This is a genomic window from Aquimarina sp. 2-A2 (assembly GCF_045505135.1).
Taxonomy (GTDB): domain Bacteria; phylum Bacteroidota; class Bacteroidia; order Flavobacteriales; family Flavobacteriaceae; genus Aquimarina; species Aquimarina intermedia.
The window spans coordinates 247,402-263,763 of sequence record NZ_JBJKFI010000007.1; the positions used below are offsets into that span (position 1 = coordinate 247,402).

Genomic DNA, 16,362 nt, shown 5'->3' on the forward strand with positions numbered 1-16,362 from the left:
AAGTAAGTATTCCGTATTCTTTTAAAAAATTCACTCTTGCTGAGTTATACTTTTTTTATTCACAATAAAGGCAGTTTTCCAAAGGTCTTGGAACGTGAGAAATCCATTTCCCTATTCCGTCATTTCCATACCCATATATTAAATTGCTTCCCTTATTTTTGTAGCATGCATGCAAAAAGAAAATTAAAAAATAGCGAGTTAGATCGCAAGACCGTCGAAGAATTTAAATCCGCATCAAAAACACCTATCATTGTTATTTTAGATAACATTCGAAGTCTAAACAATATTGGATCTGTTTTTAGAACAGGTGACGCTTTTATCATTGAAAAAATATATCTGTGTGGCATTACAGCTACTCCGCCACATAAAGACATTCAGAAAACCGCACTTGGTGCTACTGACACTGTTTCCTGGGAGTATAAAGAGGACACCCTAGCCTTGGTAGAAGCATTGAAAGAAGACAACATCAAAATCCTCGCAATAGAACAGGCAGAACAAGCGATTATGTTGAATGATTTTGCTCCCGAAGCTAATCAAAAATATGCTGTTGTTTTTGGCAACGAAGTTAAGGGGGTACAACAAACCGTAGTTAACCAGAGTGACGCAGTTATTGAAATTCCGCAATATGGCAGTAAGCATTCCTTAAATATTTCAGTAAGTGCCGGAGTTGTTTTATGGGATTTGTTTTGTAAATTTAAAACATCGTAACAACCATTTAGCATCTCTATTTATGAAAAATCTTGCGCTTTTTACTACAATTATCTTGTTCCTTCTTTCGTGTAAACAAGAGAAAAACAACACGGGAGAACAGACGGATCCCTTGTACTCAAAAGCAAAAGCTATTCATGAAAAAGTAATCACCTTGGACACACATTGCGACATCAACGTGGATAATTTCACAACGCTAAAAAACTATACTCAAAATCTGGATACTCAGGTGACATTGCCCAAAATGAAATCCGGGGGATTAGATGTGGCATGGTTTATCGTGTATACGAGACAAGACAGCTTGACTCCCCAAGGCTATGAGAAAGCGTATAAAAATGCAATAACAAAATTTGAAGCTATCTATAGACTGGTCGATGATATTGCTCCTAATGAAATTGAGTTAGCAGTAACCTCTGCTCAGGTTCGTGAGATTCACAGCAAAGGTAAAAAAGTCGCTATGATAGGAATCGAAAATGGATATCCCGTGGGTACCGAGATCGAAAATGTACAACGGTTTTATGACTTAGGCGGGCGCTATATGTCATTATCGCATCAGGGTCACAGTCAATTATCGGATTCTAATACCGGTGAGAATGACAGTATCTGGTTGCACAATGGTTTAAGTGAACTAGGTAAAGAGGTTATTGTCGAGATGAATCGTGTGGGAATGATGATTGATGTCTCTCATCCATCCAAAGAGGCTATGAGACAAATGATTGAACTTACCAAAGCTCCTATCATTGCCTCACACTCCTCTGCAAGAGCACTTTGCGATCATAGTCGAAATCTTGACGATGAGCAATTGCAATGGATGAAAGAAAATGGCGGCGTGGTTCAAACCGTAGCTTTTCGTACCTATTTGAACACTGAAAAATCTGATCTGCGAATAGCTAAAGAAAAAGAAATTGCAAAAGAAATCGCTGATTCGATGGGCGGCACTTGGTTAGAGCGTAAAGAGGTAGCAGCCCTTCAACAGGAAGAAAAAGATGCTTACCTGAAATTCGTAGAAAAACTACGCCCTATGCATCTGAAAAAGATGAATTCTATGAAAAATCTTCCTCCCAGAGTGGATGTTGTCGATTATGTAAATCACATTGACTATATGGTTGAGAAAATGGGAATTGATCATGTAGGTATCAGCTCAGATTTTGATGGTGGTGGCGGTATTGAGGGTTGGAGCGACGCATCAGAAACGTTTAATGTTACACTCGAACTCGTCAAAAGAGGCTATACCGAAGCGCAAATTGAAAAGTTATGGAGCGGTAATTTGTTAAGGGTGCTGGACGAAGTACAACAAGTCGCTAAAGAAATACAATCCAAAAAATCAGTTTAGTCTAATATTTTCTCTAGAATCCAAATATAATCGGATCGGTTGCTCACAAAGTCACGATCAGAGATATCGATAATTTTTACATGGCGGTCTTTTTGAGATTTAATGAATTCAAAATAACCTTTGTTTATCTTTTCAAGGTACTCGGGAGCGATGTCTTTTTCGTAAGCACGCCCTCTTTTCTTGATATTCTCAAGTAATCGCTCAGTGTTTTGATATAAGTAAACGTATAAGCCGGGTTTGGGGAGGTTTGAATACATAATATCAAACACCTTTTTATATAAACCATACTCTTCCGGCTGTAATGTTACTTTGGCAAAAATGAGGGATTTATAAATGTCATAATCACTTACCACAAAATCTTTAAACAAATCTAGTTGCCCAATATCATCCTGAAGTCGTTGGTATCGATCTGCTAAGAAGGACATTTCTAACGGAAATGCATAGCGTTCCATATCCTCATAAAACTTAGGTAAAAATGGATTATCTGCAAAGCGCTCAAGCACCAGTTTAGCATTAAACTCCTCTGCAATCTGATTGGACAAGCTGGTTTTTCCCGCACCAATATTTCCTTCAATAGTAAGATATTGAAAAGAAGATAGTGCAAATTTAGATTTGGGTGCAAGCAGCGTATCCTCTATCTTTTGAATGACGGATGTGTCCGAAGTATTTTCTAAGAGTTCGCCTATTTCTTTGTCGAAAATTGGGTGTAAAGCGGAGGAAGCAATTTCATTTAAAGGTACCAACACAAATTTGCGATCCTGCATTCTGGGATGTGGTACAATCAAATCATTTGTAGATACATTCCCTTCGGTCGACAAAATAATATCTAAATCGATAGTTCTTGCCTCGTAATCTACCCCCACGCTGCGATGACGCCCTAATTGTTTTTCAATACTTAAGAGTGTGTCCAACGTTTCTTGAGTGGTCAAATACGTAGTCACTTCGATACAACTATTGTAAAAGTCATCACTCTTAAAGCCTAAGGCAGGTGTCTGGTATACTCCCGATATAGTAATGACAGCACCTACATGAGTAAATATTTCATTTACCGCTTTTTGTAAAAAACTTAGCCTATCGCCCTTATTGCTCCCGAGGGAGATATAAATTGTGTTTGGTTTACTCAAAATGAATGTTCGAAATAATTTAAGAATGCAAAAGTAATGAAACCTTAATCATTTCTACGACTGAATGTACATCCGTTGTTGATCATTTATTGTGTGTATATAAGATTTATCTATAAAACGATTTGAAGATGATTATTGTTTTGAATCAAAACTATAAAGCATCTCATTATATTTGTCTTAATTTTAAACGAGTATAATTGGAACTGTCCGTATTATCACAAAAAAAAGCATTTGATGCCTACCGCATCTACCTTATCTTCAGCGCGTTGTTTATCGCCTCTCTGGTAGTTTCTAATTTAATTTTTCAAAAATTCTTCTATTGGGATTTTTTTGGCCTGTACACCTTTGAGATTTCTGTAGGTATACTTCCTTATCCGATAACTTTTTTAATAACTGATTTGATAAGTGAAATTTATGGCAAAAAGAAAGCCAACCAAGTGGTTACCGCAGGCATATTTGCTTCTTTTTTTTCATTATTGATCGTTTATGTGGCCGGGGAAGTGCCGGCGACTTCATGGTCTCCAATTGGGAATAAGCTTTTTGATCAAGTTTTTGGCGCTACCGTCATAGCTGTTTTTGCATCCATGATGGCGTATCTTCTGGCTCAGTACATTGATATCCAGATTTTTCATTTTTGGAAACGTCTTACCAAAGGAAAACATCTATGGTTGCGAAATAATTTTTCTACCTTTTTGTCACAATTTGTAGATACGGCTACAGTGTTATTGTTGCTTTGCAGTTTTGGCAAAATTGAATGGGACTTGTTCGGAACGCTACTCTTGGGAGGGTTTTTATTCAAAGTATTAATTGCTATGCTAGATACCCCCTTACTGTATCTTGGTGTTTACCTTCTAAGAAAACGATTTGGCCTTGCTGAAGGTGAAGAATTACTCCTACATTCGAATTCTAACAAATAGTTAACCAATTTAAAATACGTAAGTTTTTAATAAATCGTTATTTTGCTATTGTATATCTTTAACAACCATATTTGAATATGGTACTAAATTAAAAAGAACCTACAAGCTTATTGCGAACTAACCAGATTACTAATTGTACTATAAAAATGAAAAAAGCCCTTAAAATAATCGGAATTGTCATTGTTGTGATCATCATTGCTTTGATTTCGATTCCTTTCTTATTTAAAAATACTATCAAAGATAAAGTTCGCTATGCGATAAATAGAGAAGTCAATGCCACTGTCAATTTTAGCGATATTAGTCTCAGCCTATTTCGTAGTTTCCCACAGGCATCTGTCATTGTTAACGAACTCTCAATAATTACAGCCGCACCTTTTGCCGGTGACACCTTAGTATTTACTGATCAACTAAGTTTAGAAATGTCTGTAAAGGAATTATTCAAAGATGCTTCAGAACCCATCGCTATTAATCAAATTAAAATAGACGAAGCCTTCATCAATATCAAAATTGATTCGTTGGGAAGGTTTAATTATGACATTGCCAAAAAAGATAGCGTTGTAGCCTCGCATACATCCCAAAACACTCAGGGAGAACCCTTTGTTTTCGATTTGCAAAACCTTAAGATAAACTCAAGTAGGTTTGTGTATGATGATCAAGTAGCAAAAACCCTTTTTACACTTGATAGTTTACACCTTACCGGTAATGGAGACATATCAGAACAAAAATCAGAAGTGACCTTGGAAGCCTATTCAAAAATAGCAATGGCAATTGACGGTGTGGAGTATTTATCTAATAACAACTTGGCACTTGACGCTGTGGTAGGCATTGATTTAGAAAAACAACGGTATACCTTTAAAGAAAATACCGGTTATATCAATCAATTACCCCTCACTTTTGATGGATATGTAGAAGTTCATGACAAGGATACCGAAGTTGATATACATTTTAAAACACCAAGTTCGGATTTTAAAAATTTTTTAGCGGTAATTCCACAGACCTATTCTAAAAATCTGGACGGAATTACAACAACCGGTGATTTTGTAGTAGATGGAAAGGTGAAGGGAACGGTAGATGAGACCAACATTCCAACCATGGATATTAAAATAACCTCTACTAATGCTTCTTTTAAGTATCCGGATTTACCTAAAAGTGTTCGCAACATTAATCTTAACACAAGTTTGATGAACACTACGGGCAAGGTAGATGATACCTATATCAACCTGGATCAATTAGCATTTACTATTGATCAGGATGTATTTTCAGCAAAAGGTAATTTTAAAAATATAACAAAAAATATGCTGGTGGATATGGCTGTTAATGGTACATTGAATCTTGCCAATTTGGAGCAGGCCTATCCTATTCAACTAGAAGAAAAGCTTCAAGGAGTTGTAAAAGCCAATATAACCACAGCTTTTGATATGGAATCGCTGGAAAAAGAAAATTATGAAAAAATTAAAACTAGCGGAAAAGCTACACTTTCAAATTTTGAATATACAACACCTGAGTTACCTAATGCAATAAAGATAAACGAAGCTTTGGTAAACTTTAAGCCTGGAACCATTACGTTGGATAAGATGGATATCACCTCAGGAAAATCTGATATCAAAGCCACAGGTACCATTAATAATTTACTTGGTTTTATATTCACAGAACAAAAATTAAAAGGAAATTTCAACGTCCAGTCGAATACTTTTTATGTTAGCGATTTCATGAGTCAGGAAGAAGCTGCCTCTTCTACAACGAATAAAACGGCTGAAAAAGAGAGTTCCTCTTCTTCTCCTTCATCTTCAGACTTTAAGATCCCTTCATTTTTGGATGCAACCTTAGCTTTTGCAGCAAATACGGTTGTATATGACAATCTCAATCTCAAAAATGCTAAGGGCGTAGTTAAAATTAAGGAAGAAACTGCTTCTCTTGAAAACGTAACCTCAAGCCTTTTTGATGGTGTGATTGCATTAGACGGAAACGTTTCTACTAAATCACAAACTCCAACATTTGGTATGAAGCTAAACCTGGATAATATAGACATTGCAAAATCATTTGAAGGAATGGAACTTCTAAGAAGTCTGGCGCCCATAGCAAAGGCTCTTACCGGTATGCTCTCTACGGATTTAGAACTTAAAGGAAATCTAACCTCGGATCTTAGTCCGCAATTAAACACTTTAAAAGGAAATGCTTTAGCAGAGATTCTCAATGCAAAGGTCAATAGCAGTGAAACCAAATTATTGTCAAAACTTGACGGAGCATTAGGATTTATTGATCTAGATAATTTAGACTTAAAGGATATTAAAACCGCGCTTAACTTTGATGATGGGAAAATCAATGTCAAGCCTTTTAATTTTGAGGTTAAGGGTATAAAAATAACCGCGCAAGGAAATCATAGTTTTACTAACGAGATGAATTATACAGTTGCTTTAGACTTACCTGCCAAATACTTAGGAGATGATCTTGGTAGTACCATCAGTCAATTGAGTGAAGAAGATTTATCAAAAATGACGGTAGCCTTACCCATCGGAATTAGCGGAAATTTTTCAGATCCTGTTATCAACCTTGACACAAAAGCTGCAGTAAAGCAATTAACACAGCAAATTGTAGCAACGCAAAAGGAAAAAGCAAAAGACAAACTTGTTAACAAAGGGAAAGGTGTACTTTCTGATGTTTTAGGAGGCGCATCCACAAAAAAGGATTCTACCTCAAGTACACCGGTTAAAGCCGAAGATAAGGTGAAGGAAGCAGCTAAAGATATTTTGGGAGGCTTTTTTGGCAAAAAGAAAAAGAAGGATACGGTAAAAAATTAACAGTCGTACCTATGTCTATGGCAGAAATGAGATCTCATTTTTTTATAACACCTTGAACCACTTACTAGTAGTAAGCTAGTATTATTATTAATTATATTTCAGAAAGCATCTCATCGCTAATGATGGGATGCTTTTTTTATAGTTATTTGCTTAATATAAACTTCACAATAATCTGATATTTAATAAACTATATGTAGTCATAGATTATTACAAGTATAAAAAACAACACAACCCATTGTTTGTCAACCAAATATGTTACACTTAATGTAAGAAACGTAAGATGAATTTATCCGTGAAATGCACAAAATTCCGATAAACGTACAAGTTTTACGGTAAACCCGTAAGTTTATTTAAAAAAAGCTTTGTAATTTAGTTGACCCAAAAAAGAAAAGTTCTTTTTTATATGTAACCCCCAAAATACATATTATGAAACGTTTTCGTTTTATTATCGTTCTGTTTTTAATTCAATCATCATTATCTTATGCTCAAGATTTCAACATTAATGATGACAAATGGGCTCGTGGCTGGACGAATTTTGAACCCAACGCTACAAATTATCCCGATGCAGAGGAGCGCATCCCGAACATCATCGTTGAAAACACCTTTTTAAGAAGTGATATCGTATATAAATTATCAGGTGATGTTTATGTAAGTAACGGGGCGACGCTCACGATACAAGAAGGAACCATCATCCGATGTGATCATGAAAATATTGGAAATTTAATTATTTCAAAAGGTTCAAAATTAATTGCAGAAGGCTCAAAAGTAAATCCAATTATATTTACCTCTGACAAAGCTGCTAAATCACGAACAAGAGGAGATTGGGGAGGTATTGTAATTATAGGCTCCGGAAAAGTAAATACGGTTTCAGGTAATGGTATCATCAAAGGTAAGTACAACCCTCAATTCTCAATGTATGGTGGAAAAGCTCACGATGAGCAAACTTCAATTATGAAGTATGTACGTATTGAGTTTGCCGGTAATAAAACCAGAAGAACCGAAGGTGCCAACGGACTTTCATTATATGCAGTCGGTAAAAAATCGATCATAAATAACATCATGATCAGTCACTCAGGACAAGATTCCTATAGTTTTAACGGCGGAACATTGAAAACTCAAAATTTAATTTCTTATAAAGCTAAAGATGATGATTTTGAAATTTCGGAAGGTTTTAAAGGAACCTTAAATCAACTTATAGCGATACGTCATCCTTTTATCACCTGTGCCATAGGTTCCTATGCACTTGAAATTAACGGTTATCACAAAGAACTGGGTTATGTGAATGCAGAAGATATCACTGACGTTACAATCACAAATGCTACATTAGTCAACTTGTCTGACAAATCAAATTATAAGCATACGACTTCTGCCATATCAGCGCGTAATACAGCCAGGGTCTATATTCATAATTCAAAGATTTCAGGTTTCTCAGATGTCGTTCGTTTTGATCGCTCTTACACAGCTTTAGCTATGATTGAAAAATCCTTTATGATGGACAACAGCTTTTTTAATATTCATGGAGATGGCGTTAGAGCCTCTCGCAAAATCAACGAGAATGTTGTGAATATTCTTAAATACAATAAGTTTACCAAAGAATTTATCGCGGCCAATGAGCTTTTTCAAGATCCGGATAACAAAGTGATACCTAAATTTCACCTCAAAAAATCATTAAACAACTATATGGTTATGCAGTAATGCGTATATTTTCTACTTTTTTTGCCCCTAATCAATACATTTAATTTGCATAACCATATAAATTTTACACCTACCATGCGCCATTTATGTCTATCCTTTATTTTGTTTCATTTTGTAACAGCAATTTTTGCACAACAAAATAATGATGCTGTTTTTTTTACTCAAAAAGCACAAATTGATCAATTTCATACCATTGACGATTTAGAAGAATTAAAAAAAGGAGAGTTGATAGAACTATATGCCGATCGCGTTACGGAAATATTAACCGTACTACCTTTACTTTCACTATCCTATGAACCCGGAGTGCGTTTATCAGATGTGGGAATTAAAGAAGATTCACATCATCTTAAGATTTTAAAAAAGGCAAAGGACTCGCAACAAGAAAACATAAAGAAAACCCATGAAACGGTCGAAGAACTAATTCCGTATGCTGATACTGATCAAATTGTTTGGACCATATTATATTTTGAAGAAGTGATCAAAAAAATGAGGATGGGAGTTAAGGGTAACTTCTAGTTTTTAGATCCTACATGAAGATTAGAGAGAGGCTAACACCTCTCTTTTTTAATTTTCAACCACACTGAAATCGTTTTATACCGAAATTCTGTGTATTTATCCAAGTACAATCTATCACATTGTAGTAATTTTGCATCGCTAAATCAAGCGTTATGCAAAAAGATCCTAACAACCTCAACACTACCTTAGAATTATCAAAAGAAGATATGCGCGCCTATGGGTACAAAGTAATTGACCATATAGTAGCACATTTTGATACGCAAAACGATAAAAAGCCGGTTACGCAAGCCTCAAGAGCAGAAATGGATGATTTGCTAACAGAGGATATTCCGCTCTCCCCTTCGCAACCCGATGATGTGCTTGATTTTGTGATGCGTGATGTCATACCCAATAGTAATATAGTATCGCACCCAAAATCGTATTCTTTTGTTCCGGGACCAAGTAATTATGTTAGTGTCATGGCCGATACCATCGCCACAGGTTTTAATATTTTCTCAGGAGGTTGGGCAGCATCACCCGCGGCAGCCGAATTAGAAATTGTAACTATGAACTGGTTATTAGAGATTTTTGGTTTTCCGACCAAGCAAGGTGGTGGCATTTTTACAAGTGGTGGCTCCATGGCTAATCTTACTGCTCTAGTAACCGCAAGACGTATAAAATGTAAGGATGATTTTTCTAAAGCGGTGATTTATTTATCGGATCAGGCCCACTCTTCAAACATTAAAGCTATTAAAGTTATTGGCTTCAAAAAAGAGCAAATCCGAATCATCCCTACAGATCTTGAATTTAAAATATCGCTCAATAAACTAAAAAATGCGATTGCACGAGATCGGCTTGAAGGCTTACAGCCCTTCTGCATTATCGCATCCGCAGGAACCACAAATACAGGGACCGTAGATCCACTGGATGCCATCGCTACAATTTGTGAAGAAGAATCGCTCTGGATGCATGTGGACGGAGCTTATGGCGGTGCTACGATTTTATCCGCTTCAGGCAAAGAAACACTTAAGGGTATTGAACGTGCTGACTCTCTTACCGTAGATCCTCATAAATGGTTTTTCCAACCCTATGAAATGGGTTGTTTATTAGTTAAAAATCACAATTGGCTGAGTGGTACTTTTAGCGAAAAACCAGAATACCTAAGAGATATTGAGGGTAACGAATCCGAAATTAATTTTTACGATCATGGTATTCAGTTAACCCGACGTTTTAGAGCGCTTAAATTCTATATGAGTTTAAAAACTTTTGGTTTAGAAGCATTTAAAACCGCAATCACCTACAATATTGATCTTGCAAACTCAGTAGAAAAAATTCTGCGTAAAAGTGCTTTTTGGGAAGTTGTGTCTCCCGCAACCTTAGGTATTATAAACTTTAGATACCATCCTCTGGGACACAATCTATCCGAAAAAGAATTAGATCACATCAACCAAAACATATCCCGACAAGTTGTAGACTCCGGGGAAGCATTGTTGGTTACAACCGTGTTACTGGGACAAGTTGTTTTGCGTATGTGCTTGATCAATCCACGTACGCAACTTAAAGACATCACCGATACGCTGGCTTTCTGTGAAAAATTTGGTGATAAGGAAATCGAAAAACTATCAAACAAAGTGTAATACTATTCAATTCCAAAATTCACCACATACCCCTCATGGTTACGAACATTAAAAACAGTATTATCCTCAAAAATAAGATATTGCCCTTTGATCCCTTTTAAGACCCCTGTATACTCAGGTGTTTTTTCTAAGGTAAGACTCTTTACTTTCTTAGGATACGCTAACACAGGAAAGTGAAGTTCAGTCTCGGTATTATTATCTATAAAATATGGTTGTGCTTCTTCGGGTAAGAATTCCTTTAGTATATGCTTGACCGCATTTAAGTCCTCATCCACCACCTCATTTTTAAGCATTGTACGCCAATTGGTTTTGTCACCTACGTGGTCTTTTAAAGCTACTTCAGCAATTCCGGCTAAATAGCGATTAGGAACTTCCACCACCTCTATCGCTTCATGCGCTCCCTGATCAATCCATCGGGTAGGAACTTGAGTCTTACGTGTTACACCCACTTTAATATTACTAGAATTGGCCAAGTATACAATATGCGGTTGTAACTGTACTCTTTTCTCATAGTCCAGATCGCGATCCTCAACATCCAGGTGTGCCGTGCTAAGTTCGGGTCGCATGACCCAGTCTCCTACCTGCGGTTGATTATAGAAATCATCGTAACAGTACCCTTGTCTAAAAATTTTTTTATCCTTACCACAGGCGAGACATTGATAATGGTCAAACTGAATAGTAATTTTTTTATCCAAAAGTTGATTTATGTGTATAAAATCATTTTCAAATACTAAAAAGTACTGAATAGGATCTCCGATTTCGGTTTTCATTTTGGTAAGTACGCCGGTATACTGCATAAATGGTAAGCTATCTTTTAAATCAGTAAACAAAATGTAATTTTTTTATTACTTTAGATTTTTTGAGGACTGATCATCTTTAAATTAGTAATATTACAGCATAAAGATACATTAAAAAATGCCAATCCCACTAGTCAACTCTATTGCCAGTTGGTTCTTAAAAAAGCGGTTTCATCAAATGGAACTATTTTTAAAGTACCCCAACGAAGTTCAGCAGGAACTCCTTCACATCTTGCTAGAAACTGCCAAAAACACCGAAGTCGGTAAGGCTTACGACTTTAACACTATTAATGACTATGAGACTTTCAAAAATCGAGTGCCGATTCGTTCCTATGAGGAGTACGAGCCCATGATTGAACGTAGCCGATTGGGAGAGCATAATATTTTTTGGCCTACCCCAATTAAATGGTTTGCCAAGTCCAGCGGAACCACCAATGCCAAAAGTAAGTTTATCCCGGTAAGCCAACAGTCGCTCGAAGATTGTCATTTTGCAGCAGGCAAAGATCTGTTGTGCATGTATCTTAATAATAACGAAAACTCCAAGCTGTTTACGGGCAAAAGTTTGCGCTTGGGCGGAAGTAAAGAATTGTATAAAGAAAACGGTACCTCGTTTGGTGACTTATCGGCAATTATTATTGATAATATGCCGTTCTGGGCAGAGTTTAGTTCGACACCCAGTAATGAGATCTCGCTCATGAGCGATTGGGAAATTAAAATGCAGGCGATTGTGAATGAAACCATTCTGGAAAATGTAACCAGTCTGGCCGGCGTACCCTCATGGATGCTGGTATTGCTCAATCAAGTGATGGAAACAACCGGAAAATCACATCTTTTTGAAATCTGGAATAATCTCGAAGTATATTTTCATGGCGGAGTTAGTTTTGAACCCTATCGTGAGCAGTACAATAAGATTTTACCTCGTGAAAACTTTCGATACTACGAGATTTATAATGCCTCTGAAGGATTTTTTGCTATTCAGGATCAGAATAGCTCCTCAGAATTACTGTTAATGTTGGATTACGGGATCTTCTATGAATTTATCCCGATGACCACCTACGGTACCGAAGGTGCTACTGCTATCCGTTTGAGCGAGGTTGAAGTTGGTGTCAACTATGCAATTGTTATTACAACGAATGCCGGTTTATGGCGCTATAAAATTGGAGACACGGTGCGTTTCACTTCTGTTGCTCCCTACCGTATCAAGATTACAGGGAGAACAAAACATCATATCAACGTTTTTGGCGAAGAACTTATTATTGAAAACGCTGAAGCCGCTCTACGCAAAGCTACGGCAGAAGTTCCCTGCGAAATTGTAGATTATACGGTTGCCCCTATTTTTATGCAAGGCAAAGAAAAAGGTGCCCATGAATGGATCATCGAATTTAAGAATGCTCCTGGCGATTTGCAAGCTTTTACGCACAGTTTGGATCTCAATTTGCAAGCAATCAACAGCGATTATGAAGCTAAACGTTATAACAACACGACTTTAAATGAACTCACCATTCATCAAGGACGTAGAAATCTCTTTTATGACTGGCTCAAACAACATGATAAATTGGGCGGTCAACATAAAATTCCGCGTTTATCTAACACACGTAAATATGTTGAAGAGCTGTTACTACTAAACCGCACTGCTTAATTTTTTCACGTTTAAAAATTAGTCCTTTTTAGTTAGAAATTAGTCTTTTACCTTCACAAAAACTATCAAAATATACGGTTTACCCTTCAAAAAGTTACGTAAGAATCCGTGTTTTTTGTCGAAAACTGAGTAGTTCATCGGTCAAAAAAAACGCTTTATCTAAAAATTAAAGAATCTCTTTTTGGCTAGAACGTTTCGTATTAAATTTGTTACCAGTTAGTTATAAAACTGTTAACGTCCCATCTTATGAAAAAGTTGATTACAGGTTTCGCATTTTTACTTTCGGTTGTAGCTGTTAACGCACAAGACGCAGTAACACCTACAAAAGCCGAGCAAGCTATCACACAATCATCTAGCGATATAACAAACAAATCAATCGATCAGGATAAAGTTTGTTATAGTGAAGTCTCCAAAATAGCTTTTTATGAGGCGTTAATCAGTCATAACGAATTGAATATTCATCTTAAGGATAGCGACCGCGTAGCGATCAAAAACACTGAAGAAATTATTTCAAATAGCGGAAAACAAACATTGTATACTGATAACAATTAATTTGTCAGGAATATACTAAGCTAACCAACCAGAAGTAGTTAACCGATCTTTAAATTAGATCGGTTTTTTTGTGCTTAAATATGTGAGTTGGAGTACTCGTTACTTTACTTAGCAACTTCCCGAAATACCCTAAAAAATATTTACAATAAAATTAACTTCCTGTATGGTAGATTGTTAATTTTATCTTAATTTTGGTCTCGACTAAACCAATGCTATTGAAACCAACTTTACTCCTACTTTTTCTTAGTTTATCTTTATTATCCTTTGGACAAGACATGTCTCAAATTGGAAAAGCGCCCTTGTTGAAGGTTAACGGGGGAGTTTCGGCTAATGGAATATACTACGATGGTTCAGCCAACAGAGAACCTTTTACCTATTTCTTAAATGGTAATCTCAACTTTAATATCAGTGGTATTTATAACATTCCCCTATCCTTTTCATATACCAATCAAGAGTTTGGATATAGCACTCCATTCAAGATAAACCGTTTAAGCATACATCCTTCTTATAAATGGGTAGCTACTCATATTGGGGATGTCTCTATGTCTTTCTCTCCTTATACGGTAAGTGGGCATCAATTTACAGGCTTTGGAGTAGATCTTACTCCAAACAAACCTTATAAAATAAGCGCTTTTTATGGTAGATTACTTAAAGCTACAGAATACAATGATGAATTCCCGGAAGCACTACCCGCCTATCGGCGTATGGGGTATGGTACCAAGGCTTCGTACGAATTTGACAGAGTAACCGTTGGAGTCATTGCATTTGGAGCCAAAGATGATGAGGAATCTATAGAACTTCCAGTGCCTTCAGATTTAAATCTTACACCTAAACAAAATGTAGTACTTAGCTTAGAATCATCTATTCAAGCTACTAAAAATTTAAACTTTCATGTAGAAATAGCGCAAAGCGCCATTACAGAAGACACCGAGGATCAAGGCAGTTCGAATAAAGGTAATGCCATGAATATTCTGATTAATGATAATAGTTCTACTTCATATTATACCGCTTTAAACGCAAATTTCACCTACGCCATTGGTAAAGGTACTGTTGGAGCCGGCTACGAACGTATCGATCCTGAGTATCGTACTTTTGGTGCTTATTATTTTAATAATGATCTCGAAAATATAACATTAAACGCATCCCAAACCTTATTTGGTGGAGCAGTTTCATTGGCGGCTAACGTAGGACTGCAACGTGATGATTTGAAAGATAAAAAAGATACGCAATCCAATCGCGTAGTGTCGTCATTTAATAGCACCATAAATGCTTCTGATCGGTTTAATATTGCTGCCAGCTATTCGAATTTTCAATCATACACCAATATTCGTAGTGTATTTGATGAAATCAATGAGGTTGATCCTTTAGAAAATCTGGACACCTTGGATTTTAGACAGATTTCTCAAAATGCTACCCTTCAATTGGGATATATCCTTTCGCAAGATCCAAAAAAACAACAAAATGTGGGACTGAGCCTAACCTATCAAACCACAAAAGATGAACAAGGCACGGCTGCAAGCACCAACACCCAATCGAATTTTTATAACGTCGGCGCCAACTATAGTATTGGTTACCCAGAGCGTGCGCTTACCATTAGTAGCGCATTAAACGCTGCTTATAATGAACTGGAAGAGAACAGAGGCTTAACTATAGGTCCCACGCTTAACGCGAATAAACAATTCTTCAACAAACAACTTAGAACCGGACTTTCTGCTTCTTATAATGAGACGCTCAACAATGGCACTTCTCAAGGAAGTGTAACCAGTATCAGAGCCAATGCCGGTTATACGTATAAAGAGAAGCATAATCTCATGTTAAGTGCACTTTCGCAATTGCGAAAAACTGAGGCAACTGGTAGTCAAAATGATTTTACCCTTACTTTTGGCTACTCGTATTCATTTGATATCAAAAAGGCTGAGATTCGTTTTCAGAAGCGCGCTAAAGCTCAGGGGAACCAAGTGCTCGATTCAATATCCAAGCAAAACTTCACACGCTTTAGATATCGTGATGAGATTTATGAAGGCAATCCTGTAGCCATTGTAGAACAATTAGAGACACTTACCAAAAAAGAATATCTTGACGATGAGAAAGCTTTTTCAAAAGAGCTAGTCAAAAGCCAGTTAGCAAACCTCAAAATAAAAGCTATAAAATCCGTTGATTTCAAAAACCTAGCGCTGGATTATCTCGATAGCCTGTATGTGCGCAAAGATTTTATACCTACCTATCGCGAATCGCTATTATTTGTAACCTTAACACTTAAAAAAGAGCTGTTTGAAAAAGAGGAGATAATGAAGGAGCGTTTTAGTTACGCCAAAAGTCAAGTGGAGCAACACAAATTGCATACTGTACCTAAAGATGAACAGATAGTTGCAACAACAGATGAGCAAGCGCTTTACAATGAACTTCAAACCAAATATACCGAAGAAGCTGATCGTATGGAAGCGTATTTATATTTGAGAGTTGCTATAGAGGAGCTGCGTAAAGCGGTGTTATCGCAAGCAAAATCACACCAACCACTACTCCAATTACAAGCTCAAACAGCTGAATCTGTGTTTGATATCGCGCAAAAAACTAAGAATTTAGAAAAAATTAACATATATTTAGAGGAACAAATCATTGCCTTTTTTGATGATCGTTATCAAAACGGAATCGATTAAACTTTGATGC

The 16,362-nt window shown here is 36.6% G+C and carries 12 protein-coding genes; 10 read left to right on the forward strand and 2 right to left on the reverse strand.

All coding sequences use genetic code 11. From position 1 onward, the window contains the following. Positions 1-165: 165 nt before the first annotated feature. Together ACJRPK_RS15960 and ACJRPK_RS15965 are read left to right on the forward strand one after the other, a co-directional pair. A complete protein-coding gene (locus ACJRPK_RS15960) occupies positions 166-708 on the forward strand; it encodes an RNA methyltransferase (protein ID WP_407141411.1) in 543 nt (180 codons plus the stop codon). 22 nt (positions 709-730) lie between these two features. Further along, the gene (locus ACJRPK_RS15965; protein ID WP_407141412.1) at positions 731-2,041 is read left to right on the forward strand and encodes a dipeptidase; all 1,311 of its coding nucleotides are present in this window, start codon (positions 731-733) and stop codon (positions 2,039-2,041) included. Here the strand turns inward: ACJRPK_RS15965 and folK are convergent. Beyond that, positions 2,038-3,165 (reverse strand): 2-amino-4-hydroxy-6-hydroxymethyldihydropteridine diphosphokinase, encoded by a 1,128-nt coding sequence (folK, locus tag ACJRPK_RS15970; protein WP_407141413.1) that lies wholly within the window; start codon positions 3,163-3,165, stop codon positions 2,038-2,040. The two genes, ACJRPK_RS15965 and folK, sit on opposite strands and share 4 nt — an antisense overlap. 203 nt (positions 3,166-3,368) lie before the next feature. Here folK and ACJRPK_RS15975 point away from each other — a divergent pair, with 203 nt between their 5' ends. From ACJRPK_RS15975 to ACJRPK_RS15995, 5 genes are all read left to right on the forward strand, one after another. Continuing rightward, positions 3,369-4,082 (forward strand): queuosine precursor transporter, encoded by a 714-nt coding sequence (locus ACJRPK_RS15975; protein ID WP_407141430.1) that lies wholly within the window; start codon positions 3,369-3,371, stop codon positions 4,080-4,082. A 146-nt stretch (positions 4,083-4,228) separates the two neighbouring features. Beyond that, a complete protein-coding gene (locus tag ACJRPK_RS15980; RefSeq protein WP_407141414.1) occupies positions 4,229-6,880 on the forward strand; it encodes an AsmA-like C-terminal region-containing protein in 2,652 nt (883 codons plus the stop codon). Positions 6,881-7,306: 426 nt separating this feature from the next. After that, complete coding sequence (locus ACJRPK_RS15985) at positions 7,307-8,575, forward strand: hypothetical protein (RefSeq protein WP_407141415.1); 1,269 nt, start codon at positions 7,307-7,309, stop codon at positions 8,573-8,575. Between the two features lie 75 nt (positions 8,576-8,650). After that, complete coding sequence (locus ACJRPK_RS15990; protein WP_407141416.1) at positions 8,651-9,091, forward strand: hypothetical protein; 441 nt, start codon at positions 8,651-8,653, stop codon at positions 9,089-9,091. Between the two features lie 152 nt (positions 9,092-9,243). After that, a complete protein-coding gene (locus ACJRPK_RS15995) occupies positions 9,244-10,707 on the forward strand; it encodes a pyridoxal phosphate-dependent decarboxylase family protein (protein ID WP_407141417.1) in 1,464 nt (487 codons plus the stop codon). A 2-nt stretch (positions 10,708-10,709) separates the two neighbouring features. Here ACJRPK_RS15995 and ACJRPK_RS16000 read toward each other — a convergent pair whose 3' ends face one another. Then, entirely contained in the window at positions 10,710-11,504 is a 795-nt protein-coding gene (locus ACJRPK_RS16000; RefSeq protein ID WP_407141431.1) for a DUF2797 domain-containing protein, read from the reverse strand. A gap of 118 nt (positions 11,505-11,622) precedes the next feature. Between ACJRPK_RS16000 and ACJRPK_RS16005 the strand changes: the two genes are divergently transcribed. From ACJRPK_RS16005 to ACJRPK_RS16015, 3 genes are all read left to right on the forward strand, one after another. Next, on the forward strand, positions 11,623-13,143 hold the full coding sequence (locus ACJRPK_RS16005; RefSeq protein WP_407141418.1) for a GH3 auxin-responsive promoter family protein: 1,521 nt from the start codon (positions 11,623-11,625) through the stop codon (positions 13,141-13,143). 246 nt (positions 13,144-13,389) lie between these two features. Next, a complete protein-coding gene (locus ACJRPK_RS16010) occupies positions 13,390-13,695 on the forward strand; it encodes a hypothetical protein (protein WP_407141419.1) in 306 nt (101 codons plus the stop codon). A gap of 215 nt (positions 13,696-13,910) precedes the next feature. Next, on the forward strand, positions 13,911-16,352 hold the full coding sequence (locus tag ACJRPK_RS16015) for a hypothetical protein (RefSeq protein ID WP_407141420.1): 2,442 nt from the start codon (positions 13,911-13,913) through the stop codon (positions 16,350-16,352). Positions 16,353-16,362 lie beyond the last annotated feature (10 nt).